The organism is Oceanobacter sp. 3_MG-2023, from assembly GCF_030688925.1.
Classification (GTDB): Bacteria; Pseudomonadota; Gammaproteobacteria; order Pseudomonadales; family Oceanobacteraceae; genus Oceanobacter.
On the sequence record NZ_JAUYVX010000003.1, the window covers coordinates 180751 to 203241 of the forward strand.

Annotated in this window: 22 protein-coding genes; 15 read left to right on the plus strand and 7 right to left on the minus strand. The window is 53.6% G+C overall.

Features of this window, described 5'->3' with window-relative positions:
• Window positions 1–53 precede the first annotated feature (53 nt).
• Entirely contained in the window at window positions 54–809 is a 756-nt protein-coding gene (rpsB, locus tag Q8W32_RS04195) for a 30S ribosomal protein S2 (RefSeq protein WP_305413835.1), read from the minus strand.
• Between the two features lie 303 nt (window positions 810–1112).
• Between rpsB and map the strand changes: the two genes are divergently transcribed.
• From map to Q8W32_RS04210, 3 genes are all read left to right on the plus strand, one after another.
• Complete coding sequence (map, locus tag Q8W32_RS04200) at window positions 1113–1895, plus strand: type I methionyl aminopeptidase (RefSeq protein ID WP_303433842.1); 783 nt, start codon at window positions 1113–1115, stop codon at window positions 1893–1895.
• A complete protein-coding gene (gene glnD / locus Q8W32_RS04205) occupies window positions 1892–4585 on the plus strand; it encodes a [protein-PII] uridylyltransferase (RefSeq protein ID WP_303433843.1) in 2694 nt (897 codons plus the stop codon). The genes map and glnD overlap by 4 nt, the downstream gene beginning before the upstream one ends.
• A 170-nt stretch (window positions 4586–4755) precedes the next feature.
• Window positions 4756–5088: a pirin-like C-terminal cupin domain-containing protein gene (locus Q8W32_RS04210; protein ID WP_305413900.1), complete on the plus strand. Its 333-nt coding sequence runs from the start codon at window positions 4756–4758 to the stop codon at window positions 5086–5088.
• Here Q8W32_RS04210 and Q8W32_RS04215 read toward each other — a convergent pair.
• Entirely contained in the window at window positions 5036–6415 is a 1380-nt protein-coding gene (locus tag Q8W32_RS04215; protein WP_303432920.1) for a DEAD/DEAH box helicase, read from the minus strand. The genes Q8W32_RS04210 and Q8W32_RS04215 overlap by 53 nt on opposite strands.
• 155 nt (window positions 6416–6570) lie before the next feature.
• Here Q8W32_RS04215 and Q8W32_RS04220 point away from each other — a divergent pair, with 155 nt between their 5' ends.
• Window positions 6571–7410, plus strand: a complete 840-nt coding sequence (locus Q8W32_RS04220) for a M48 family metallopeptidase (protein WP_303432921.1) — start codon at window positions 6571–6573, stop codon at window positions 7408–7410.
• A 214-nt stretch (window positions 7411–7624) separates the two neighbouring features.
• Here Q8W32_RS04220 and tcdA read toward each other — a convergent pair whose 3' ends face one another.
• The 4 genes from tcdA to Q8W32_RS04240 all read right to left on the minus strand — a co-directional run bounded on the left by tcdA (window position 7625) and on the right by Q8W32_RS04240 (window position 11207).
• Window positions 7625–8434 carry a tRNA cyclic N6-threonylcarbamoyladenosine(37) synthase TcdA gene (tcdA, locus tag Q8W32_RS04225; RefSeq protein ID WP_305413839.1) on the minus strand — a complete coding sequence of 270 codons (810 nt, stop codon included), beginning with the start codon at window positions 8432–8434 and terminating at the stop codon, window positions 7625–7627.
• A 52-nt stretch (window positions 8435–8486) separates the two neighbouring features.
• Window positions 8487–9101, minus strand: a complete 615-nt coding sequence (locus Q8W32_RS04230) for a hypothetical protein (protein ID WP_305413841.1) — start codon at window positions 9099–9101, stop codon at window positions 8487–8489.
• 185 nt (window positions 9102–9286) lie between these two features.
• Complete coding sequence (locus Q8W32_RS04235; protein ID WP_305413842.1) at window positions 9287–10612, minus strand: TonB family protein; 1326 nt, start codon at window positions 10610–10612, stop codon at window positions 9287–9289.
• 127 nt (window positions 10613–10739) lie between these two features.
• Window positions 10740–11207: an SUF system Fe-S cluster assembly regulator gene (locus Q8W32_RS04240; protein ID WP_303432925.1), complete on the minus strand. Its 468-nt coding sequence runs from the start codon at window positions 11205–11207 to the stop codon at window positions 10740–10742.
• A gap of 295 nt (window positions 11208–11502) precedes the next feature.
• Here Q8W32_RS04240 and sufB point away from each other — a divergent pair, with 295 nt between their 5' ends.
• The 10 genes from sufB to Q8W32_RS04290 all read left to right on the plus strand — a co-directional run bounded on the left by sufB (window position 11503) and on the right by Q8W32_RS04290 (window position 20340).
• Entirely contained in the window at window positions 11503–12978 is a 1476-nt protein-coding gene (gene sufB, locus Q8W32_RS04245) for a Fe-S cluster assembly protein SufB (RefSeq protein WP_303432926.1), read from the plus strand.
• 199 nt (window positions 12979–13177) lie between these two features.
• Window positions 13178–13924, plus strand: coding sequence for a Fe-S cluster assembly ATPase SufC (sufC, locus tag Q8W32_RS04250; RefSeq protein WP_303432927.1), 747 nt, complete (start codon window positions 13178–13180; stop codon window positions 13922–13924).
• A 77-nt stretch (window positions 13925–14001) separates the two neighbouring features.
• On the plus strand, window positions 14002–15339 hold the full coding sequence (gene sufD, locus Q8W32_RS04255; RefSeq protein ID WP_305413844.1) for a Fe-S cluster assembly protein SufD: 1338 nt from the start codon (window positions 14002–14004) through the stop codon (window positions 15337–15339).
• The gene (locus Q8W32_RS04260) at window positions 15336–16580 is read left to right on the plus strand and encodes an aminotransferase class V-fold PLP-dependent enzyme (RefSeq protein ID WP_305413845.1); all 1245 of its coding nucleotides are present in this window, start codon (window positions 15336–15338) and stop codon (window positions 16578–16580) included. Before sufD ends, Q8W32_RS04260 begins: the two co-directional genes overlap by 4 nt.
• Window positions 16581–16608: 28 nt before the next feature.
• Window positions 16609–16968: an iron-sulfur cluster assembly accessory protein gene (locus Q8W32_RS04265; RefSeq protein WP_303432933.1), complete on the plus strand. Its 360-nt coding sequence runs from the start codon at window positions 16609–16611 to the stop codon at window positions 16966–16968.
• A gap of 123 nt (window positions 16969–17091) precedes the next feature.
• Complete coding sequence (gene sufT / locus Q8W32_RS04270) at window positions 17092–17619, plus strand: putative Fe-S cluster assembly protein SufT (RefSeq protein WP_303432935.1); 528 nt, start codon at window positions 17092–17094, stop codon at window positions 17617–17619.
• A 44-nt stretch (window positions 17620–17663) separates the two neighbouring features.
• Window positions 17664–18362 carry an alpha/beta hydrolase gene (locus Q8W32_RS04275; RefSeq protein ID WP_305413846.1) on the plus strand — a complete coding sequence of 233 codons (699 nt, stop codon included), beginning with the start codon at window positions 17664–17666 and terminating at the stop codon, window positions 18360–18362.
• Between the two features lie 97 nt (window positions 18363–18459).
• On the plus strand, window positions 18460–18828 hold the full coding sequence (locus Q8W32_RS04280; RefSeq protein ID WP_305413847.1) for an ArsC family reductase: 369 nt from the start codon (window positions 18460–18462) through the stop codon (window positions 18826–18828).
• Window positions 18829–18909: 81 nt separating this feature from the next.
• Entirely contained in the window at window positions 18910–19941 is a 1032-nt protein-coding gene (gene dapD, locus Q8W32_RS04285; RefSeq protein WP_305413848.1) for a 2,3,4,5-tetrahydropyridine-2,6-dicarboxylate N-succinyltransferase, read from the plus strand.
• A gap of 204 nt (window positions 19942–20145) precedes the next feature.
• The gene (locus Q8W32_RS04290; protein ID WP_303432943.1) at window positions 20146–20340 is read left to right on the plus strand and encodes a (2Fe-2S)-binding protein; all 195 of its coding nucleotides are present in this window, start codon (window positions 20146–20148) and stop codon (window positions 20338–20340) included.
• 102 nt (window positions 20341–20442) lie between these two features.
• On the opposite strand, the gene Q8W32_RS04295 is transcribed toward Q8W32_RS04290, so the two are convergent.
• On the minus strand, window positions 20443–21192 hold the full coding sequence (locus tag Q8W32_RS04295) for a sulfite exporter TauE/SafE family protein (protein ID WP_305413851.1): 750 nt from the start codon (window positions 21190–21192) through the stop codon (window positions 20443–20445).
• Window positions 21193–21454: 262 nt separating this feature from the next.
• Here Q8W32_RS04295 and Q8W32_RS04300 point away from each other — a divergent pair, with 262 nt between their 5' ends.
• Window positions 21455–22399, plus strand: a complete 945-nt coding sequence (locus tag Q8W32_RS04300; protein WP_303432947.1) for an AEC family transporter — start codon at window positions 21455–21457, stop codon at window positions 22397–22399.
• Window positions 22400–22491: the final 92 nt, after the last annotated feature.

Below are 22491 nucleotides of genomic sequence, written 5' to 3' on the forward strand. Positions count from 1 at the left end.
TTTGCTTAAAAAAAAGGGGGCACGCCCCCTTTTTTACCGACCAGAGCTGTCAGTTATTCAGCAGGTGTTTCTGCTGCAGGCGCTTCTTCAGCCGCCACTTCAACAAACTCATTGGCAGCCGGGCTATTTTGCTGCTTGCCTTCCAGTACTGCGTCTGCAACAGCAGAAGCGTAAATCTGGATGGCACGAATAGCATCGTCATTGCCAGGGATTACGAAGTCGATACCGTCCGGGTTAGAGTTGGTATCAACAATACCAACAACCGGGATACCCAGTTTATTGGCTTCTTGAATCGCAATACGCTCGTGATCCACGTCGATCACAAATACCATATCAGGCAGGCCGCCCATTTCCTTGATACCACCAATGGAACGTTCCAGCTTGTCCATTTCACGGCTACGCATCAGAGCTTCTTTTTTGGTCAGCTGCTCAAAGGTACCATCGGCTTGTTGCGTTTCGAGGTCACGCAAACGACGGATCGACTGACGAATGGTTTTGTAGTTGGTCAACATGCCACCCAACCAGCGATGTGCCACAAATGGCATGCTGGCACGTTCGGCCTGTTCCTTGATGATTTTACCTGCAGCGCGCTTGGTACCAACAAACAGAATCTTGTTGTTACGGGCAGCAATGCCTTCGATTTTGGCCAGAGCCGCATTCATCGCCGGAACCGTGTGCTCCAGGTTGATGATATGAATCTTGTTACGTGCACCAAAAATGTAACGACCCATTTTTGGATTCCAGTAACGAGTCTGGTGACCAAAGTGAACACCTGCTTTCAGCAGGTCACGCATATTTACTTGTGCCATTTCAAATACCTTATATATATCGTTGGGTTAAGCCTCCACGTACCCAATGAGTCGACTGCATAACCGAAGTTTGCAGCACCCCGACACATCGTTGCGGCACGTGTGTGATTTAGTTGTTGATCCAAAGTCAATTGCTTGCTTTGTTCAACGGTGCTTACAGCGCGCGCTTTATACCACTTTGCGACCTGTGAAGCCAGAGCCATGGCATCCTCCGTCACGAACAATTACATTTAATGATTGTTCAACACTGCCGCCACAACCGATACAATGGCAGCATCTACAAGCGGAATTCTGTGCCTCTACATGACTGTTACCATTAAAACGACTGAAGAAATAGAAAAAATGCGTGTTGCCGGACGCCTGGCAGCTGACGTTCTGGAAATGATTGCGCCTCACGTTGTCCCCGGCGTCTCGACCGGCAAACTGGACACCCTCTGTCATGACTATATTGTCAATGAACAACAAGCCATTCCTGCGCCGCTGAACTACCATGGTTTTCCCAAGTCGATCTGTACGTCTATCAACCAGGTGATTTGTCATGGCATTCCTTCCGATGACAAAATCCTGAAAAAAGGCGATATCATCAATCTCGATATCACCGTTATCAAAGACGGCTATCACGGCGATACCAGCCAGATGTTTTTTGTGGGTGAGCCAACACCGGCCCTCAAGCGTCTGGTCGAAATCACCCAGGAATGCCTCTATCTTGGTATTGATATGGTACGCCCTGGCGTCCAACTGGGAGATATTGGCGCCGCAATCCAGAAACACGCCGAGGCCAATCATTATTCGGTTGTCCGAGAATACTGCGGCCACGGCATTGGCCAAACCTTCCACGAAGACCCACAGGTCTTACACTACGGCAAACCCGGCACCGGCATGGCACTGGAGGAAGGCATGACCTTTACCATTGAGCCCATGATCAACCTTGGCACTCGTTTCAACAAACAGCTAAAAGATGGCTGGACAGTCGTCACCAAGGACCGCAAACCTTCCGCCCAGTGGGAGCACACATTATTGGTCACCGCTACCGGAGTGGAAGTATTGACGGCACGTACAGGTGAAAAATACCGGGCTGACGCATGAGCCCGGAGTTACCTGAGCTGAAGCTCGCAGACCATCCCGCCCTGCTGGCCCAACTGGCAGACAGCCCCAGCCCGATTCCGGTTATTCGCAACATCCTGAAACAGACTCAGCAACACGCGGATGACTATTTCCGCGCCACTCTGGATGCCGAAACCCCGGTACGGTTTCGTTCAGCACAAATGGATGCCCTGCTCGATTGCTTGTGGCAACACACAGGCCTGCAGAATGACGACCTGGCTCTGGTAGCCGTCGGTGGTTATGGCCGTGGTGAACTGCACCCCTACTCGGATATCGACCTGCTGTTGCTCTGTCGCGATGAAGCCGCCATCACCACCAGCTCGGAACAGTTACAAGGGTTTATTACCCTGCTTTGGGACCTGAAGCTGGAAGTCGGCCACAGCGTCAGAACACTAGAAGATTGTCGTAACGAAGCCGCCAATGATCTCACGATTATTACCAATATGCTGGAGAGCCGGATCATCTCTGGTGCTCCCTCTCTGTTCGCCGATCTGAAAGCCATTGTCGACAGCCCGGATATGTGGCCAGCGGCAACGTTTTTCAAAGAAAAATGGCAAGAACTGGAAGCACGCCACGACAAGCACAACGACTCCGAATACAACCTCGAACCCAATGTCAAAAACTCACCGGGTGCCCTGAGAGACATCCAGACCGTCAGCTGGGTGACCACCCGCCATTTTGGTGATGGCAGCCTCCAGTCACTGGAGAGCCGGGGATTTCTGACCAAGTTTGAATTCACACGCCTGGCAGGCAGCATGAAATTCCTCTGGCAGGTACGTTACGCCCTGCATATGCTGGCTGGTCGCGAAGAGGATCGCCTGCTGTTTAACCTGCAGCGGCAAATAGCCAGCCTGCTTGGTTTTGAAGACGACAACGAGCACCTCGGTGTCGAACGCTTCATGACCCGCTTTTATCGCAACCAGCTCTCCACCACCGAGTTATGCGACCTGCTGTTGCTGCACTTCAACGAAGATTTCATGAAAAGCCACGAAGGGGTCAAACCCGTCCCGGTCAATGAACATTTTGTTTTGTTTAACGGCTATTTACAGCTCACCGACCCACAACTGTTTGCGCGTGAACCAGCCTGGCTCCTGAAAGTCTTCGTCTTGTGTGCCAACACCCCCGATCTGAAAGGCGTTCACTCCGATACCATTCGGGCATTACGGGATCATCGACATCTGATCGACTATGAATTCCGCACCCATCCCGACAACAATGCCTGCTTTATCGAACTGATCTGCCACAAGAACCACGTAGTACGCGAGCTGTCCCGCATGATGCGCTACGGCATTCTGGGACGTTATATCCCTGAGTTTGGCCATATCATCGGCATGATGGAACACGACCTGCTGCATATCCATACTGTCGACGATCACAGCTTTCGGATGATTCGGATGTTACGCCAGCTGCGTTTTTCCAGCCTGCGTAACCAGTACCCACTGGCTTCCAAGCTGATTCATCGTATCCAGCGCCGCGAAGTGCTGTACCTGGCCGCACTGTTACACGACACCGGCAAGGCTCAGGAAGGTGATCATTCCAGCAACGGCGAAGTGATTGCCCTGCAGTTTTGCAGCCAGCACAACCTGCGCCCAACCGATACCCACATGGTCTGCTGGCTGGTCGCCAACCACCTCACCATGTCCCATGCGGCACAACGGCTGGACCTGAACAACCCCGATGATATTCATCAGTTTGCCCGTGAAATCGGCGATCAATACCACCTCGACATGCTGTACCTTATCACCGTCGCCGATATGATCAGCACCAATCCGAAACTCTGGACCAGCTGGCGAGCAGAACAGATGCGGGCCTTGTATTTCAATACCCAGCAAGCCCTGCGCCGCGGCCTGGCCAACCCGCTCAACAAAGAAGAATATATTCGCGAAATCCAGCAAGAATCGCTGTTGCAACTGGAAGCACTGGGTTTGAGCCGGGAAACGACGTTATCGATCTGGGGAGAACCCGGGGATGATTATTTTCTTCGCGAAAGCGTCGACAACATCATTTGGCATACCCTCTCCATAGCCGGTCATGGCAATAGCAGCGCGCCGCTGGTATCCATCCACCAGACCTCGGACCAGGATCGCGAAGGTGCCACCCAGATCTTTATTTACATGAAAGATCATATCGACCTGTTTGCCGTCACGACCGCAACCCTGGATCAGCTTAATCTCAACATCCAGGACGCCCGTATCATGACTTCAGAGTCAGACGACAAGGCGGTCGACACCTATATTGTACTGGATGAAAACAACCGGCTGATCGACGACCCACAACGCCTTGACGATATTCGCCAGGCACTGATCACCGCCCTCGCCAACCCGGAAGAATACTCCACCATTATCCAGCGTCGTACCCCACGACTGCTGAAGCAGTTTCCGGTAGAAACCCAGGTGACCATGAGTAACGACCCGCATATGCAGCGCACAATACTGGAAGTGGTCGCGGCTGACCGGCCAGGGTTACTTGCCCGCGTTGGAGCCATTCTCTCGGAATTTGGCGCCCAGATGCAGGGAGCCAAGATTCTGACGGAAGGGGAACGGGTATCGGATATTTTCTACATTCTGGATCAAAGCGGTGAACCGTTTTCCGATCCCGCCCTATGCCAGCAACTGCAGCGCGCGATTGTCAAAGGGCTGGATGACCAGGTGCAGGTACAAACCGCGGTTTAATGAGTCACTGCGGCGTTATTTCTTTCGATTGATTCGATCGACAAGCCGCACCTTATTCTCAGCAGCCCTAATACCGTCAGTGTACTCTTCTCCCATGCAGCAGAAGAATATGATGTCCACTTGAATGCCTGTCAGCAGCGGCCCCCATGCCATGGCTTATGGGGATGAGGATGAGGCATAGCCAGTTGCTGGGACTGCCAGCAACAACCCACACGGATCCAGACGAAGACTACATCACAGTAACCGCCAATACGGATATCGATCTGCACTTGTTAAGCGGACGTCCATTACGTGAGCCAATTATTCACTACGGGTCTTTTGTAATGAACAATCCGGAAGAAATTGAACAAGCCATTGCCGACGACCAGGACGGCCGATTAGGTCAACAACCCTGCCTGACCGCCGGCTCGAAAAACAGGCCATCAGGCATCAGTTACGATAATAACCGATCTATTCGGTTGGTTTTTTACGGTGCAAAGGAGCAAAACCTTCGCCGTCCGTAACGTTACTCTTGCGCGTCGCCGGGCGTCCTCCCGTCGGACGCTTTGCTCCGGCAGCCGCAGGCCGCGATGGACGTGGCCCGGTTCTGCCAGGTTTGCCATCACGCCCCTTGATTCCATCCTTGCCTTTGCTCTTCGGCTTGCGCTTGCCCGCCGTCGCCGCCTTACCGGATGCCTTGAGTTTTTTCGGGCCTTTATAAACCGCCACCAGACCTTCGATCTTGCGCGGTTCCATCACGACCTGAATATAACTTTCAATCGCCGCCTTGAGATTCCATTCATAGGGCGAAATCAGGCTGATCGCCAGGCCGGATTTACCTGCCCGACCGGTACGACCGATACGGTGTACGTATTCATCACCCTTGCGGGCCAGATCGTAGTTGATCACCAGGTCCATACCCTCAACGTCCAGACCACGCGCCGCAACATCTGTCGCCACCAGAATATTACGTTTGCCTTCCCGCAACATCTGCATGACATATTTACGTTCATCCTGGGTCATTTCACCGTGCAGCATGGCCACACCATTACGATGACGACGAACAAATTCTGACAGCCGTTCCACCTCGGTGCGCTTGTTCACAAACACCAGGGCTTTCTCATATGTTTCATTGGCCAGCAGCCAGGCAATCAATCGGTCTTTATGGGCGTTATCGTCCGCCAGAATCCGTTGCTGGGTAATCAGGCCATGTTGTTCCTGAATCGTATGGGTGGTGATTTCTTCCGGTTCTTTCAGCAAGTTAGCAGCAATGCGGCCAACCCCTTCATGACGTAAAGTTGCCGACAACAGCAGGGTTTGACGCTCGTTCTTACAGGCGCGCCGGATAATATCCATATCTTCGGCAAAACCCATATCCAGCATACGGTCAGCTTCATCCAGAATCAGATATTCCAGATCGTCCAACTCACAGGTACCGCGTTTCAGGTGATCAACCAGTCGCCCGGGCGTTGCAACAATCAACTCCGGGTTTTTACGCAGCAAAGCGGCCTGATACTGGAATTCTTCACCGCCGCATAACTGGCCAACACTCAGCGTCGTCAGATCACAAAAGTGCTGACAGACCTTGGTCACCTGATTGGCCAGCTCTCGGGTCGGACACATAATCAGTGCCCGAGTGGCCGAATTGGGCGCATCCCGCTCCAGTAACCCCTGCATCACCGGCAACAGATAGGCCAGCGTTTTACCACTGCCCGTTTCAGCGCATACCTGAATATCCTTGCCAGCCAATGCTAACGGCAAGACTGCCCGTTGTACCTCCGTTGGAGTTGCCAATGACAATTTTTCCAGGCCAAGCGCCAAGCGGGGATTCAGAGAATAATCAGTAAACACGTATACGCCTCACAATAATATTGCGGCAATTATAACAGCCGGATGACAGAGACACTCTGAATTAAACGCGCTGTCAGTACATCTATTCTCTTCAGACTAAAGGCAATTGACCGTAAACTGACCGCATCAGGATATTCAAAACGGAAAACGATCTCATGCACACTGCCAACACCTCCACCTGCCAATCCTTGCTGTTGACTGGCATTACTGCAGCCCTGCTGCTGGCCGGTTGCTCAACCAGCCCGACAGGCCGCTCGCAATTGATGGTGATCTCACCAGAAACAGCCATTACGGAATCCAAAACGGCATACCTGAGTACCGTCAGCGAACTGGAAGCCAGCGACCAACTGGTCACTGACCCACAACAAATCAGCCGTATCCGCACCATTACTGGCCGCCTGATCACCGAAGCGGTCGCCAAGTACCCGGATACCAGCAGCTGGGAATGGAGCGTTGCCATCATCAATGACCCGGACACACTGAATGCCTGGTGTATGGCCGGTGGTCGCATGGCCATTTACACCGGTATTATTGATCAGCTCAATCTGACGGATGATGAAATTGCCCAGATTATGGGGCACGAAATTTCCCACGCGCTGGCCAACCACACCGCCGAACAAATGTCCCGCGCCATGGTCATTAACGCCGGATTAATGGCCACTGCTGCGGTAACAGACAATAACGCCATGGTGTTGTCTGGCGGTGCTCTGGCAGCTCAATATGCCTTGCAATTGCCCAATAGCCGCACAGCCGAAACAGAAGCCGACCGTATTGGTATCGAGCTGGCCACCCGTGCCGGTTACTCTCCAACCTCGGCAGTAACACTCTGGGAAAAAATGCAGCAAGCCAGCGGCAGTTCCGTACCGGAATTCATGTCTACTCACCCGTCATCCAGCAGCCGCGCCAGCGATCTGGGCAAGCTGGCACCGGAAATGGCCAAACTGAATCCGACGGCTCAAAAATCAGCGGTATATCCTGTGACGATTGTGCAATAAGAACCGGAGTCCAGAAGCCGCCACCCCCAATCGGTCAGTACCATTGACCATTGGGATCAGAACAACCGGGGCAGAGGTGGAATGGATTCCAAACCCTGTTCAGCATGGCGTTTTTTGGTATGGCTGCAGTAGCAGCCATATTCTCCGCAGCTCACTCCTCGCAGCTCAATCCCACAACAACTCCTTGTTTATTCCTGCAAGGTGATCGCGAACATCAGCCTTTTTTGCCCGCATCCGTAGCAATGCGCTTGACCACACGGGAAGCCGCGACAAAGCCAAAGGTTCCCGTCACCATGGTCGCCGAGCCAAAACCGGAAGCGCAGTCCAGCCGGGTACTATCGCTGTCAGCAGATTTCATCTGACAGACCGAGCCATCCGGCTGTGGATACACCAGCTGTTCGGTAGAAAAAACACAAGGAATGGAATAGTTACGGCTGGGGTTACGAGAGAACCCATACTCACGTCGCAGCAGGGAACGGACCTTACGCGCCAAAGGATCATTGGTGGTTTTATTGAGGTCGGCAATCTGGATCTGTGTTGGATCAATCTGGCCACCCGCTGCACCGGTTGTTACCACGCGGATTTTACGACGCTTGCAGAAAGCCAATAACGCCGCCTTGCTCTTGACGCTATCAATACAATCCACCACATAATCAAAATAATCGTACTGGTCATCCGGTGCCAGTATCGCCGCCATGTTGTTACCGGTGACAAAATCCTCTACCACCTGCACATCACACTCAGGGTTGATTTGCAGCACTCGCTCGCGCATGGCAGCCACTTTCATCTGTCCGACGTTATCGGTCAGAGCATGAATCTGACGGTTGGTATTGGTGATACAGATATCGTCCAGATCCACCAGTGTCAGGGCGCCAATACCAGAGCGGGCCAAGGCTTCAGCAACCCAGGTACCGACACCACCAATACCCACCACGCAAACGCGGGCACAGGACAAACGCTCAAGTCCGGAAACGCCATAAAGACGGCCGATACCGCCAAATCTGTCTGTATATGTTGGAGTCACTGCTACCTCTGAATGCTACGCGTCAATCACCACGGGTGAAGGACGGAGTATATCAGAGCTGGGAAACGCGGGTTTTACTGGGGAAACGCAACCAGCGGGATGTCTGGCTGATACGTTGGAGGGGGATTTCTTCGGCATGAAATTCATTTTCCAGTGCAATCATTTGCTCTGGTTCAATCAAACCGAGCAAGCCCTGTCGTAATTGTGGGATCGGTGCAATACGTGCAGTCAGGGAATCAACCAGCAAGGACATAAACTCTGCAGACAGGTGGGCATGGTCATAGTGATTGATCACCAGTACGGTATCACCGCTCTGTAATTCAAGAGAGATTCGGTCGTCTTTTAACAAGGCGCCCTTGACGGAAGAAAAGAAACGATCAAGATCTTGCTGATAATCAGCCATCTTGTGTGTGGTGCCAGCGGATGCCAAGGCTTCCATCCAGAGCTGTCGAAAGCGGCGTGGTGAAATTTCGTCTTCAACCACTTTTAATTCCAGGCGTGTACCTTCGGTCACAGTACCTTGTTTGCCAGACTCTGCGGTATTGTTCAAAGCCACTAAAAACCAGGACTTGCCCAATACCTCAAAATTACCGTACGTCCGCTCACCTGCCGCAAAAGCGGGAGTGGCCAGTATCAGAAACATGACAAGCACTGATATACGTTTCATTACTACAACCCTGCCTGGATTGAAATGACTTGGATCTGGTATTACCAGAAAAACCCCCTTGCACGACGTGTTAATGATATTTATCACACTAACACAACGCAGGCGTTTATCTTGCCCTTCGCGTCTTTCCGCATCCCTTCAGATTGTCCAACGTTAGCACGACGCACCGGGGACTGGCAGCCTGGTTAACGGGCATTCATCACAAAACGAAAAGGAATATCGAACTCAAAATCTGAGCCAGATAACACATCCGGCAACGCCTGATAAGGCGCGGCCCGTTCTGCCGCTCGCACCGCAGCCGAATCCAGCACTTCATGGCCGGAACTATCACTGACAACGGCCGATACCAGCTGTCCGTCCCGTTGCAATTTCAAGGTTACTTGAGTGGTGCCTTCCAGCCCGCGCCGCACCGCCTGCTTGGGGTACAGCACCTTCCCGTTTGCGCTCGTCAGCAGCTCCTGATAGTAGCGGGTTTCAGCTTGTTGCTGTTCAATCTGCAAGGCTTCCTGACGCATACGCTGTGCCTGCTGCGCGGCCAGTTCAGCCGCCGCTTGTGCCGCGACGGCCTGTATTTCCAGTTGTTGCTGCTGTTCTGATTGTTCAGTGCTTGACACATCCACCGCTGCGTCTGCTGTTGATTCTGCCTCCAAAGGACTCACGCCATCCTCTGCCATGGCGTCAGTACTGTCGGGTAATTCGACGGCTGTATCCGCCGTTTTATCCAGCACTATCGCCGTCTCTGGAGCCGCCTGATTACTGACGGTACTGGCAACCACGTGCTCTGTAGCAGCTGCCGTTGATGCCGAAGCCGGTGCTGGAGCCGATACAGGTGCTACAACCGCGGCTGCCGCATCCAATCGCTCACGTGATGGACGGCGGACCGGTTGGGCCGGTGGTTTGCTTGCGGCCAGCCACCCCTTGATCACTTGCTGACGCCCCGGTGCAGGTTGTATAGACAGCAACCGGGCCTCTTGCAACTGGCGCTGATCGGCAGACATATGCACCAGATCATCCTTGAATTTTTGTGAGCGAGGGTACTGCCCTACCCAGGCAGCCACTAACGCCCGTACAAACCCAGGATCATCCAACTGCAACAGCTCAACCCCGTTAACAGACACCAGCGTTTGATTGCTTTCGTTGGAAATCACCAGATGATCCCCTGCCAGCAAGTCATCCTTCAGCAAATGCATAAAACGGGTGACTTCCGTAACTCGCTGGTTCATTTCCTCTTCGCTGAGATTAATTGCCAGCCCTTCATTCCAGAGCCGATAAAAACGCCGGGGAGAGAGTTCTTCAGCCAGGATATGCATTTCCAGCCGTAGTGGCTGACTGGCGTGTAACCAGCTATCGCTGCTGCCACTGGCGCTGTAGACAGAAGCCAGATACACATCGTTATCCAGCCGCTGATAAACCGCAACGCCTTGTAACTCCAGCACATGGGATTCAAGCTCTGCCGCTTCAATCGTCGCCATCGATAACAGTAAGAAAAGACACAGGGAAACCAGGCGCATATCAGATCGGTCCGTAATATTCATCAAACCAGTCTAGATACGAAACATGACAGATTCTTGTCGATATCAGCTCAAATGACGCTTCGGTGACATTTGCATGACAGAACACCGGCAGCCACGGTATGACCTAATCCAGATTGGTCAGCGGAATCTGATCGGTAGACAAGGTTAAACAGGCGGTAATACGCTGCAGCGCTTGCGGATGGCGAATGTCGTGCAAGCTGATACCCGACAGTACCAGCGTCAGCACCTGGTTGATTCCGCCCCAGTTTTCGGCCAATGAGCAGCTATCGGTAATATCACAACCCGACTCAACCGTGCTGCATTCGGTCAGGCTGACCTTGCCTTCAAAGGCTTCCACAATCGTCAGCAAAGGAATTTGCTCCGGACGACGGGCCAGCCGATATCCACCACGAGACCCGCGCCGCGCCTGTACCAGTCCGGCATCAGCCAGGGTTTTTAATACTTTACGAGCGGTTGGCAACGACACACCAATACTGCTGATAATTTCATCAGTGGACTGCTGAGCCCCGCCGCTTTGCGCCAAATGGTTCAGTACCAGCACACCATAGTCGGTCATTTTGCTGATTTTCATGGAGAGTAATTACTCACTTGATCGTCCATTAGCCAGCGCTAGATCGCTGCTTCAGGAGCCACCGCAACAGTGGCATAAACCGGTTTATCACCAAAGCATACCAAATTAGTATTGATTCTGGTAATACCGTGATTACTTGAGTAGAATGGTGGGACTAACGAAATGATGATATCCGCACAGCTTGAGCCATCGTGGCCTGCGTTGACCGCTGAGTTCAGCAGCAATGCTGGCAAGCCATCACCTCACGGTTTGCAATCAGGAACGGAACGATGTCATCCGACCGAGAGATAGCGCCATGACCGATGCCCCAACCCCAGTTCTGACCGACCCCGAAGCGAATCAGGAAATCCACCAGCGTTTCAAAAAAGAATACGCTGCCGGATTTATCAGTGATATCGAATCCGACACCTTGCTCCCCGGCTTGAATGAAGACGTGGTGCGATTTATTTCTGCCAAGAAAGGTGAGCCGGAATGGATGACCGAATGGCGTCTGAAAGCTTACCGCTCCTGGCTGGAAATGGTCGAACCGGATTGGGCTCACGTACAATACGACAAGCCGGACTTTCAGGCACTGTCGTATTATTCCGCCCCCAAAAGCATGGCCGATGGCCCCAAAAGCCTCGACGAAGTCGACCCTGAACTGCTGCGCACCTATGAAAAACTGGGTATTCCGCTGCACGAACAGCTGATGCTGGCCGGTGTTGCCGTCGATGCGGTGTTTGACTCGGTATCCGTTGCCACCACCTTCCGCGACAAACTGGCGGAAGCCGGGGTGATTTTTATGCCGATTTCCGAAGCGGTACACAAACACCCGGAACTGGTGAAAAAATACCTTGGTACCGTGGTGCCACAGCGTGACAACTTTTATGCCGCACTTAACAGTGCCGTGTTCTCCGATGGCTCGTTTGTTTATATTCCCAAAGGCGTCCGCTGCCCGATGGAATTGTCGACCTACTTCCGCATCAACGAAGCCAAAACCGGTCAGTTTGAACGTACCCTGATCATCGCCGATGAAGGCTCCCACGTTTCCTACCTCGAAGGCTGTACCGCGCCAATGCGCGACGAAAACCAGTTACACGCTGCGGTGGTGGAACTGATCGCCCTTGATGATGCAGAAATCAAATACAGCACGGTGCAAAACTGGTATCCCGGCGACGAAGAAGGCAAGGGCGGCATTTATAATTTTGTGACCAAACGCGCCGTCGCCCATACCAATGCCAAGGTCAGCTGGACCCAGGTCGAGACCGGGTCTGCAGTTACCTGGAAGTACCCGAGCTGCATTCTCAAGGGTGACAACGCCGTCGGTGAGTTCTACTCCGTCGCGTTGACCAACAATTATCAACAGGCCGACACTGGCACCAAGATGATTCACCTGGGCAAAAACACCCGCTCCACCATTATTTCCAAAGGGATTTCTGCCGGTAAAAGCCAGAACGCCTATCGCGGCCTGGTGCGTATGAACCCGAACGCAGCCGGTGCCCGAAACTACACCCAATGTGATTCCCTGCTGATTGGTGATCAGTGTGGTGCCCATACTTTCCCCTACATCGAAAGCAAGCACCCTTCGGCCGTTATCGAGCACGAAGCCACCACCTCCACAGTCAGTGACGATCAGCTGTTCTTGTGTCGCCAGCGCGGCATTGATACCGAGAAAGCCGTCTCCATGATTGTTAACGGTTTCTGCAAAGAGGTGTTTAAAGAGCTGCCGATGGAATTTGCCGTCGAAGCAGGCAAACTGCTGGAGCTGTCATTGGAAGGCTCGGTGGGCTGACCCACACCCAGCCCGATACCCCGGTTCCCTTGCGCCCGCGCAAGAGCCGGATCACCAACGTGTATCGGCAAACTCGTTGCCAGCTTGAGTATGACAACGAGGAAAAACAACAGCATCAGACGTCCGTCAACCGACGTCTGAGCAATAAATCCTGCGTCCGACGTCCTGCGTCTGACGCCAGACGAAGACAGGAACAACCATGATCAGCATTAGCAACCTGCACGCCAAAGTGGAAGACAAACCCATTCTCAAAGGCCTCAACCTGGACATCAAACCCGGTGAGATTCACGCCATCATGGGTCCGAACGGTGCGGGCAAGAGTACTCTGGGTAACGTATTGGCAGGCCGCGATGGTTATGAAGTCACCGCCGGCTCTGCCACCCTGAACGGCAAGGACATTCTCGCTCTGGAAGCAGAAGAGCGTGCTCGCGAAGGTCTGTTTCTGGCGTTTCAGTATCCGGTTGAAATTCCCGGGGTTTCCAACCTCGAATTTCTCAAGGCGTCAGTCGATGCCATTCGCGCTCACCAGGGCAAAGAGCCACTGGATTCAGTCAGTTTTCTGAAAAAAGCCCGAGAAAAAATCAAGGCCGTTAACCTCGACCAGAGCTTCCTCAAGCGTGGTGTTAACGAAGGCTTCTCTGGCGGCGAGAAAAAACGTAACGAACTGATGCAAATGATGATGCTGGAACCGTCATTGTGCATTCTCGATGAAACCGACTCCGGTCTGGATATCGATGCCCTGCAAGTGGTTGCCCATGGCGTCAATGCCATGCGAGATCCAAACCGCTCTTTTATTATCGTGACTCACTACCAGCGTCTGCTCGACTACATTGTGCCGGATTACGTACACGTACTGGCCGATGGCAAAATCGTCAAGTCCGGTGGTAAAGAGCTGGCACTGGAACTGGAAGAAAAAGGCTACAGCTGGCTGGAAAGCGAAGCCTGAAATGGCGAGCTTTTGTCTGTCTGGCGTCAAGAATCTGAACCCTGACGCGTTACAACACCACAGTCCGGAGAGTTAAGGTGGCTACTGTTTTTCAAGATCAACAACTGCAACGAGTCAACGGCACCCATGCGCCAGACTGGTTACAGCCCATTCGCGCCCAGGGCAGTGCTGCATTTGCCGCTGCCCCCTGGCCGACCCGCAAAACCGAAGCGTGGAAATACTGCTCGCTGAAAACCCTGGCCGGGGACAGCTACCATGCTGATATCCCCCCTATCACCGCGGCCAATAACAAGGATCTGGCAGCAGCGGCAACCATCGCCGGACTGGACAGCTATCAGCTGGTGCTGGTTAACGGCCAGATCCATCCCGAGCTGTCCAGTGCATTGGCGTTGGAGCAAGTGGTACTGTTTGAGAACGCCAATACAGACCAGCAAGCTGCCATCGCTGAACAGTTGGCCAACGCCCGCCAGCAATCGAATCATCACCTGTTCAACGACCTTAACGACGCCGTGCTCAACAGCGGCGTACTGGTCACCATCGGCCGTAACAGCCAGCTCGACAAACCGCTGCAAATCTGTTCCATCAACACCGGAGCCGAATCAGCCTACAGCGTCAATAGCCGGGTTCTGGTGGTATTGGAAACCAATGCGGAACTGACACTGATTGAACAATTTGCTTCCGTCTCTGCACACGACGATAACAGCTTTACCAACAATCAGACCGATATCCAGATCGGCGACAATGCCCGCCTGACCCATTACCGCCTGAACCGGATGCAGTCCGCCAGCGCCTTTATCGGCAGCAGCCGCATCGACTTGCAGCGTGATGCTCACTATCAGGCGTTTCATTTAGGGTTGGGGTCAGCACTGACGCGCAACGATCTGGTGGTTAACCACAATATAGGTGGTTCGCACTCAGAGATTTCTGGTGTATATGTGCCGCAAGGATCGCAGCTGGTCGACTTTCATACCTGTATCGAACACGCTGCCGCCCATTGCACCAGCAACGAAGTATTCCGCGGCATTATCAACGACCAGGCCAAAGCCGTCTTTAACGGCCGCATTCATATTCACAAGGATGCGCAAAAAACCCTGGCCGAGCTGAGCAACAAAAACCTGTTGCTGACCAACAAGGCTGAAATCGACACCAAGCCAGAACTGGAAATCTACGCCGACGATGTGAAATGCGCCCACGGTGCAACCGTCGCCCAGCTTGATGACAAGGCCCGTTTTTATCTGCAAAGCCGCGGCATCAGTGAACAGGATGCCCAAGTGATGCTGAGCTTTGGTTTTATCAACGAACTGCTGGATGCCCTGCCGCACCCTGCCATCGGGGACTGGTTACGCCCGCTGCTGGCGCAACGTTTTGGCCGCGCCCCGGCGTTTACCACCGAACAAGTGGAGGCCTTGTCATGATCGACGCCTATGCCACCGAGACCCGCCGCTACATCGAACAGATCCGTCAGGACTTCCCGGCACTGCAACAGCAGGTCCATGGCAAGCCACTGGTCTATCTCGACAACGGCGCGACAACGCACAAACCCAATGCAGTCATTGAAGCCGAAGCCAACTTCTACCGTACGGTCAATTCCAACGTCCACCGTGGTGCCCACTATCTCAGTGACGTGGCGACCGAACAGTTTGAAGGTGCCCGCCGCACCGTGCAGCAATTTATTGGTGCTCTGAAACCGGAAGAAATTGTCTGGACCCGTGGCACCACCGAAGGCATAAACCTGGTTGCCGCCACCTGGGGCCGCAAGCACATTGGCAAGGGTGATCGTATTCTGGTCAGCGAGATGGAGCACCACTCCAATATCGTGCCCTGGCAAATGCTGTGTGAGCAGGTTGGTGCTGAGCTGATTCCGATTCCGGTGAAAGACAATGGCGAACTCGACCTCAACGCCATGGCCGAATTGATGGAACCCCGTGTCAAACTGATTTCGGTGGCCCACGTGTCCAACTCACTCGGCACCGTGAACCCCATTCCGGACATTGTCCGTATGGCCCGCATCAACGAATCCGTCGTCATGGTGGATGGCGCCCAGGGCGTATCCCACTTCGATATCGACGTATTGCAACTGGATGTCGATTTCTACGCTTTCTCCAGCCATAAATTATTCGGCCCGACCGGTATGGGCGTGCTGTACGGCAAGGAAGAGTTGCTCAATGACATGCCGCCCTATCAGGGTGGCGGTGAAATGATCGAACGCTGCTCCTTTGCTGGCACAACCTACAACCAGCTGCCTTACAAGTTTGAAGCCGGAACGCCAAACATTGCCGGGGCGATTGGCCTTGCCGCCGCGATCAACTATCTCAACGGGCTTGACCGCAAGATACTGGCGGCCCAGGAAGAAGCACTGATCAAAAAAGCCCATGCCATGGCGCTGGAGCTGGGCGGTATCCGTATTATTGGTGAAGCCGCCAAAAAAGCCTCGGTCTTCAGCTTCTTGCTGGAGGGAGTGCACCCGGCGGATGTTGGTACCCTGCTCGACCAGCAAGGCATTGCCGTACGCACCGGCCACCACTGTGCCATGCCCTTGATGGAACGTCTGGGTGTTCCCGGCACCGTGCGGGCTTCGATGGCGTTTTACAATACTCTGGACGAGGTTGATGCCTTGTTCAAAGGGTTGGAAAAAGCCAAGATGTTTTTGCTGTAATGATTCGTGACCGATTGAGGACACACCGATGAGTATTGAAACCTACGACCCGAATGCCGCTGCCGATGTCAGCATGACTGCTGCAGCGATCCAGCACATCCGCAACATGCTGGCCAAAAACAGTGACAAGACCGGCGTCCGCCTGGCGGTCAAAAAGAGCGGCTGCTCCGGCTTCAAGTATGATATCGATTTTGTCGACGCTCCCAGTGACGGCGACCAGATTGTACAGGTCGCCAGCGATGTCACCCTGTATGTTGCTGCCGATGCCAGGTCCTATGTCCGTGGCACCGAAATCGACTTCACCAAAGAAGGCTTGAACAGCATCATCAAGTTCAATAACCCCAATGCCCGTGATTTGTGTGGCTGTGGTGAATCCTTTTCGGTCTGAGTCGGTGTAAGCTTGCCCGTCTTGTCTGGCAACTGATGTTTGGCACACCAGCACTGCCACTCCGCGATACCGGTCGCCATACCGTCATCGCGGAGCAAAACCTTCGCTACAGGTAATTCTTTTATGGAAAAACGTATGGTTGTTTCGCTGGCCGAATGTCCAGCGCGACAGGTACCTTCCGGTATTCCTGCCACCATTCCGCCAGGTGTGTTTGTCACCATCAACCAGGCGCTGGGTGGCAACTACACCGTTACCGTGAACGGCAATATGATGCGCGTGGACGGCACGGATGCTGCCGCACTGGGGCTGGAAGCAGAACAAATCGAATTTGCCGCACACGATGACGGCATTGTTCGAAAAGATCAGGTCGAGCAGGCCTTGCGGACGATTTTTGATCCGGAAATCCCGATCAACCTGCTTGATCTCGGTCTGATTTATGGCATCGATATCGATGGCACCCAGGTCAATATTCGCATGACCCTGACCGCCCCCACCTGCGGTATGGGGCCAGTGCTTATCTCTGACGTCAAATACCGGGTCGCCAAGGTACCCAATGTCAGTGCTGTCAACGTTGAACTGGTGTTTGAACCCCAGTGGCATCGTGACATGATGACGGAAGAAGCGCAGCTCGAAGCCGGTCTGTTTTTCTGACCGGGGGACATGATCCCTGCCCCATCTGGAGACAAATACAGCCTATGAATATGACCGAAACCCCGGAGCAGGTGGTGCTCGAACCGTCCAGCGGCAAGGCCAGTGCCTGCCTGATCTGGTTACATGGCCTGGGGGCCGATGGCTACGACTTTGTCCCGGTGGTGCAGCATATGGGCAGCCTGATGGACACCTCTCAGTTGCGCTGTATTTTCCCCCATGCCCCCAAACGCCCGGTGACCATGGCCAATGGTACCTCGATGCGCTCCTGGTACGATATTCTGGCCATGACTCCCAAACGCACGATTGATCCCGACCAGCTGGCCGATTCCGTCAATCGTATGTATCGCCTGATCCAGCAGCAGATCGACAGCGGTATTCCATCCTGGAACATTTTTATTACCGGTTTCTCCCAGGGAGGGGCCGTCGCGTATCAGACCGCCTCCAGCTTTGGCCAGACACTCGGTGGCCTGATTGCCCTGAGCACCTACGTGCCCGATGGCAGCCGGGTAAATCCGTTCAAGCTGCATCCGGCCAACTGCCAGCTGCAAGTCATGATTGCCCATGGCACAGTCGACCCGGTAGTTCCTATCTCGCTGGCAACAACGGCGCTGGAACAGCTGCGTCAGCATGGCCTGCAACCACTGTGGTTCAGCTATCCGATGCAACACGAGGTGTCGCATCCGGAAATTGCCGATGTCTGCCGTTTTCTCAGCAGCTGCCTCAGTCATACCCGGGCTTCCTGATCTTTGTATATCCAGCCATGAATCACCACCACACGCTGAACTCCGCCGCTGGCTTTGGTATCCTTGCGCCTTTCGATTTTCGGCAGCGGATTTCATCATGATCACCATGTACGGCATCAAAAACTGCGACACCATCAAAAAGGCCCGCAACTGGCTCGATCAGGCAGCGATTGAGTTTACCTTTCACGATTACAAAAAAGACGGGCTGGACCCGGCGCTGGTTGACCAGTGGCTGGACGAGCTGGGCTGGGAAGCCTTGATCAACAAACGCGGCACGACCTGGCGCGCCCTGCCGGATGACCTCAAAACCCGGATGGATAACGCCAGTGCGCGCCAGGCCATGCTCGAGAACCCGTCGATCATCAAACGACCCTTGCTGGATACCGGCAGCCAGAAGTTACTGGGTTTCAAGCCAGATACTTACGCCGCCCTGTTTAACCAACCACCAGCAACCCAAATCGATTAATCAAACCCGATTAAACAATCCACAGACTGACTGGCTGCCCGTACCTGTCTGGCGCAGCGGAATTGAATTGAGGAATATGACATGAGTAATGCATTTGCACTGGCCATCGGTGTCGGCACCAAAAACAGCAAAGGAGAATGGCTGGAAGTCTTTTACTCCAAGCCCTTGCTCAACCCCGCCGACAGCCTGATTGAAGCGGCCAAAAGCGCCCTGGGCTACGAAGGTGGCAACCAGGCGATTGAAGCCGACGGTGGCGACCTGAGTGCATTTGCGGATGCGCTGGCAGAACTGGATGCCACTCAATCCGGCCTTGCCCGTGCCTGCATTGAAAGCGAACAGCCGGTGGTAATCACAGTACTGGCAACCGATGTCCAGTCCAGCAGCACGCCCGAGGTATATCTCAAGCTGCATTTGCTGTCCCATCGCCTGGTCAAGCCACACGGTGTTAATCTGGCCGGTATGTTTGGCTTGCTGCCGAATGTCGCCTGGACCAACCAGGGTGCCATCGATCTGGCAGAACTGCCGGCGGCCCAACTGGATGCGCGCCTGAACGGTACATTGCTGAGCGTCAACAGCGTTGATAAATTCCCTCGCATGACCGATTACGTAGTACCTGCAGGCGTACGCATTGCCGATACTTCCCGTGTCCGTCTGGGCGCTTACGTGGGTGAAGGCACAACCATCATGCACGAAGGGTTTGTCAACTTTAACGCCGGTACGGAAGGCGTCTCGATGGTTGAAGGCCGTATCTCAGCAGGTGTTGTGGTCGGCAACGGTTCTGACCTGGGTGGCGGTTGTTCGACCATGGGCACACTGTCCGGTGGTGGTAACATTATTATTTCGGTGGGCGAAAACTGCCTGCTGGGCGCTAACGCCGGTATTGGTATCCCACTGGGTGATCGCTGTACCGTTGAAGCCGGTTTATACGTCACCGCCGGTACCAAGATTCTGGTACTGGACGACCAGAAAAATGTGGTTGAAACCGTCAAGGGCCGTGACCTGGCGGGCAAATCCGATCTGCTGTTCCGTCGTGACTCCATCAGTGGCGCAGTACAGTGCGTGACCAACAAAAGTGCCATTCAGCTGAACGAAGAGCTGCACGCACACAACTGATCCAGGCGTTTCCAGCATTGATCAGTCAGCCATCGCAGTACCGTTTTACGGCCTGCGATGGCTCTTGCCTGCACTCTGTTTGCTAGCCGCTTTCCTGCCCCGGTAACCAACCGGAATTACAGTCACTAAAAGTATTGCAAACTCTTATCATTTAGATACACTGTCTACCACTGATAGTCATTCTCGATTGCGGAGATCAGCAATATGTATGTGTGTCTGTGTAAAGCCGTTACCAATCAACAAGTCAAAGATGCGGTTGATCAAGGTCAAAGTTATGGTGAAATGCGCCGGTCGCTCGGTCTGGCTACCGACTGTGGTTGCTGTGGACGCGCTGCCAAGCAACTGATCCGCGAGCATGTCAGCACCCTGCCCGCTTGTGAGTTTGCCAATGTTGGCTGATAACAGCGCAGCAGTACACGACACGCTATGACAGCCTGACGAACAACAGTCGACAGTCGTTCGCAGCCAGTTGGGTTGCTACTCGTCGCTCCTCCAGAACACTCAAATCGCATCCCACAACAGCCGTAAACCAATCAAGCCTAACGCCAGATAAATAATCCGGTAAAAGGTTTTGTCGTCTATCAGTGCCTGTAATTTCACACCGTAACGAGCACCCATCCAGGCAAAAGGCATCAGAATCAGTGCGGTCATCAGGTTGGCAGAACTGAGCTGCCCCAGCAGGCCATAAGGAATCAGCTTGACCACATTCAGGCAGGCAATGGTCACAACCATGGTGGCCAGATATTCAGGCCGTGGTAACCGCAACGGCAACAGATACAAATTCAGCGGTGGCCCACCGGCATGGGCAACAAAACTGGTAAAACCGGTCATCAGGCCACACACACGGGCAACCCACGGATGGCCCTGCCGCGGTTCACCCAACGCCTGCTTTTTACCCAACCCCCACAGTGCAAACGCCAATGACAATATCCCCAGCATCATCTTGATCATGTCGGCATTCAGCCAATCAAACAGCAGATACCCCACGACCAACCCCAGGGCCGCCGGTACCAGCAAACGCCGCAGTTCCTGCAGGTTCTGTTTACCCCACCAGAAACGCACACTGAAAAAATCCATCAGTAACAACAGCGGCAACATAATGGCCGCGGCCTGACGGGGGTCGATATAAATGGTCATCAGGGGGACGGCGACCACGCCAACCCCACCGGCAAAACCGGACTTGGAAATCCCGGTAATCAACACTGCAATGACCGCCAGCAGCCAAAAGCCAGGCTCAAAACCCATCCACATGCGATATTCCTTACTTTGAATAAGCTCTCAGTCAGTGAGCGAGACAAGATATTATCGTGACCAGACCGCCCTTGTCGCAGTCAACGCCCTTACCAATCATTGAATCACCACACACAAGATTGAATTATCACCCTGCTGCCCTGACGTGATAGCGTTTTGCCCGGTAATCTTATTACCCGGTTGATCATTGACCCACAACATCGGTCATCTGATCTGAGTGCCGAGCGCTACTACGCAGCCCCTTACCCAGGACGCCTTTCCCATGTTGTCTACTGTCTCGATTATTATTCCTATTTTTGCTGTTATTGGCTTGGGCTTTTACCTGGTACACAGTCGTTTTATCCCCAAGGACATGCTGCCGGTATTATCCAGGCTGGTACTGTATTGCCTGATTCCGGCGTTGACCTTTGCCACCGTATCGCAATTGGACTTCAGCCAGATTCAGGCCTGGGATTTCCTCGGTGTGTATGCAGCAGGGGCCTTGCTGGCCCAGATCGTTGCACTGATCGTATTTCGCGGCATGCTCGGAAACAACCTGTCCACCAGCGCAATCAAGGCACTGGGCTGTTCCATGCCCAACAGCATCTTTATCGGCTACCCGGTGGTCGTACAGGCCTTTGGAGAGGAATGGGGCCATACCTTTGCTTTCGCTGTGATGGTCGAAAACATCGTTATTCTGCCGGCGGTACTGATTATGGTGGAGCTGGGCAGAAGCAAGGAAGACCAGCAACAGGCGTTGTCGATCATCACGGTACTGGCGGGTATTATTCAACGGCTGATCAAAAATCCGATCATTATCGCCATCGCCGCGGGTTTGCTGGTTTCTGTGGCAGGCTGGTCTCTCCCGAATCCGGCCCTGCGCACCTTGACCCTGTTAGGTAACGCCGCTGCCGCCATTGCCCTGCTGGTGATTGGTGGCTCACTGGTTGGCAATACCTTGCGCGGTAACCTCCGTGATATCAGCTTGCTCAGCACCATCAAGCTGCTGGTTCATCCACTGGCGGTGATGTTGGTATTGATGCTGTGGCCCGACTTTGACCCGACATTGCAAACCCTCACCATTGTTTATGCTGCCTTGCCCATGGCGGCGCTGTTTCCGATGGTTGGCAGTCATTACGGTATGCGCAACTTCTGTTCCAGTGGCTTGTTGGTGGCAACGGTGGCGTCATTTTTCACCCTTACAACGGCGCTGTTATTGCTGCTCTAGGGCGGCTGCCGCAAACCGCAGCAACACAATAACACCAATAAAAAAGGGCTTGTTTCCAGGAAACAAGCCCTTTTCTTCAGGTGTCGATCACA

Coding starts and splice junctions, on each gene's coding strand:
- rpsB (WP_305413835.1), bottom strand. CDS start 809: ATGGCACAAGTAAATATGCGTGACCTGCTGAAAGCAGGTGTTCACTTT.
- map (WP_303433842.1), top strand. CDS start 1,113: ATGACTGTTACCATTAAAACGACTGAAGAAATAGAAAAAATGCGTGTT.
- glnD (WP_303433843.1), top strand. CDS start 1,892: ATGAGCCCGGAGTTACCTGAGCTGAAGCTCGCAGACCATCCCGCCCTG.
- Q8W32_RS04210 (WP_305413900.1), top strand. CDS start 4,756: ATGAGGCATAGCCAGTTGCTGGGACTGCCAGCAACAACCCACACGGAT.
- Q8W32_RS04220 (WP_303432921.1), top strand. CDS start 6,571: ATGCACACTGCCAACACCTCCACCTGCCAATCCTTGCTGTTGACTGGC.
- Q8W32_RS04230 (WP_305413841.1), bottom strand. CDS start 9,101: ATGAAACGTATATCAGTGCTTGTCATGTTTCTGATACTGGCCACTCCC.
- Q8W32_RS04235 (WP_305413842.1), bottom strand. CDS start 10,612: ATGCGCCTGGTTTCCCTGTGTCTTTTCTTACTGTTATCGATGGCGACG.
- Q8W32_RS04240 (WP_303432925.1), bottom strand. CDS start 11,207: ATGAAAATCAGCAAAATGACCGACTATGGTGTGCTGGTACTGAACCAT.
- sufB (WP_303432926.1), top strand. CDS start 11,503: ATGACCGATGCCCCAACCCCAGTTCTGACCGACCCCGAAGCGAATCAG.
- sufC (WP_303432927.1), top strand. CDS start 13,178: ATGATCAGCATTAGCAACCTGCACGCCAAAGTGGAAGACAAACCCATT.
- Q8W32_RS04260 (WP_305413845.1), top strand. CDS start 15,336: ATGATCGACGCCTATGCCACCGAGACCCGCCGCTACATCGAACAGATC.
- Q8W32_RS04265 (WP_303432933.1), top strand. CDS start 16,609: ATGAGTATTGAAACCTACGACCCGAATGCCGCTGCCGATGTCAGCATG.
- sufT (WP_303432935.1), top strand. CDS start 17,092: ATGGAAAAACGTATGGTTGTTTCGCTGGCCGAATGTCCAGCGCGACAG.
- Q8W32_RS04275 (WP_305413846.1), top strand. CDS start 17,664: ATGAATATGACCGAAACCCCGGAGCAGGTGGTGCTCGAACCGTCCAGC.
- Q8W32_RS04280 (WP_305413847.1), top strand. CDS start 18,460: ATGATCACCATGTACGGCATCAAAAACTGCGACACCATCAAAAAGGCC.
- dapD (WP_305413848.1), top strand. CDS start 18,910: ATGAGTAATGCATTTGCACTGGCCATCGGTGTCGGCACCAAAAACAGC.
- Q8W32_RS04290 (WP_303432943.1), top strand. CDS start 20,146: ATGTATGTGTGTCTGTGTAAAGCCGTTACCAATCAACAAGTCAAAGAT.
- Q8W32_RS04295 (WP_305413851.1), bottom strand. CDS start 21,192: ATGTGGATGGGTTTTGAGCCTGGCTTTTGGCTGCTGGCGGTCATTGCA.
- Q8W32_RS04300 (WP_303432947.1), top strand. CDS start 21,455: ATGTTGTCTACTGTCTCGATTATTATTCCTATTTTTGCTGTTATTGGC.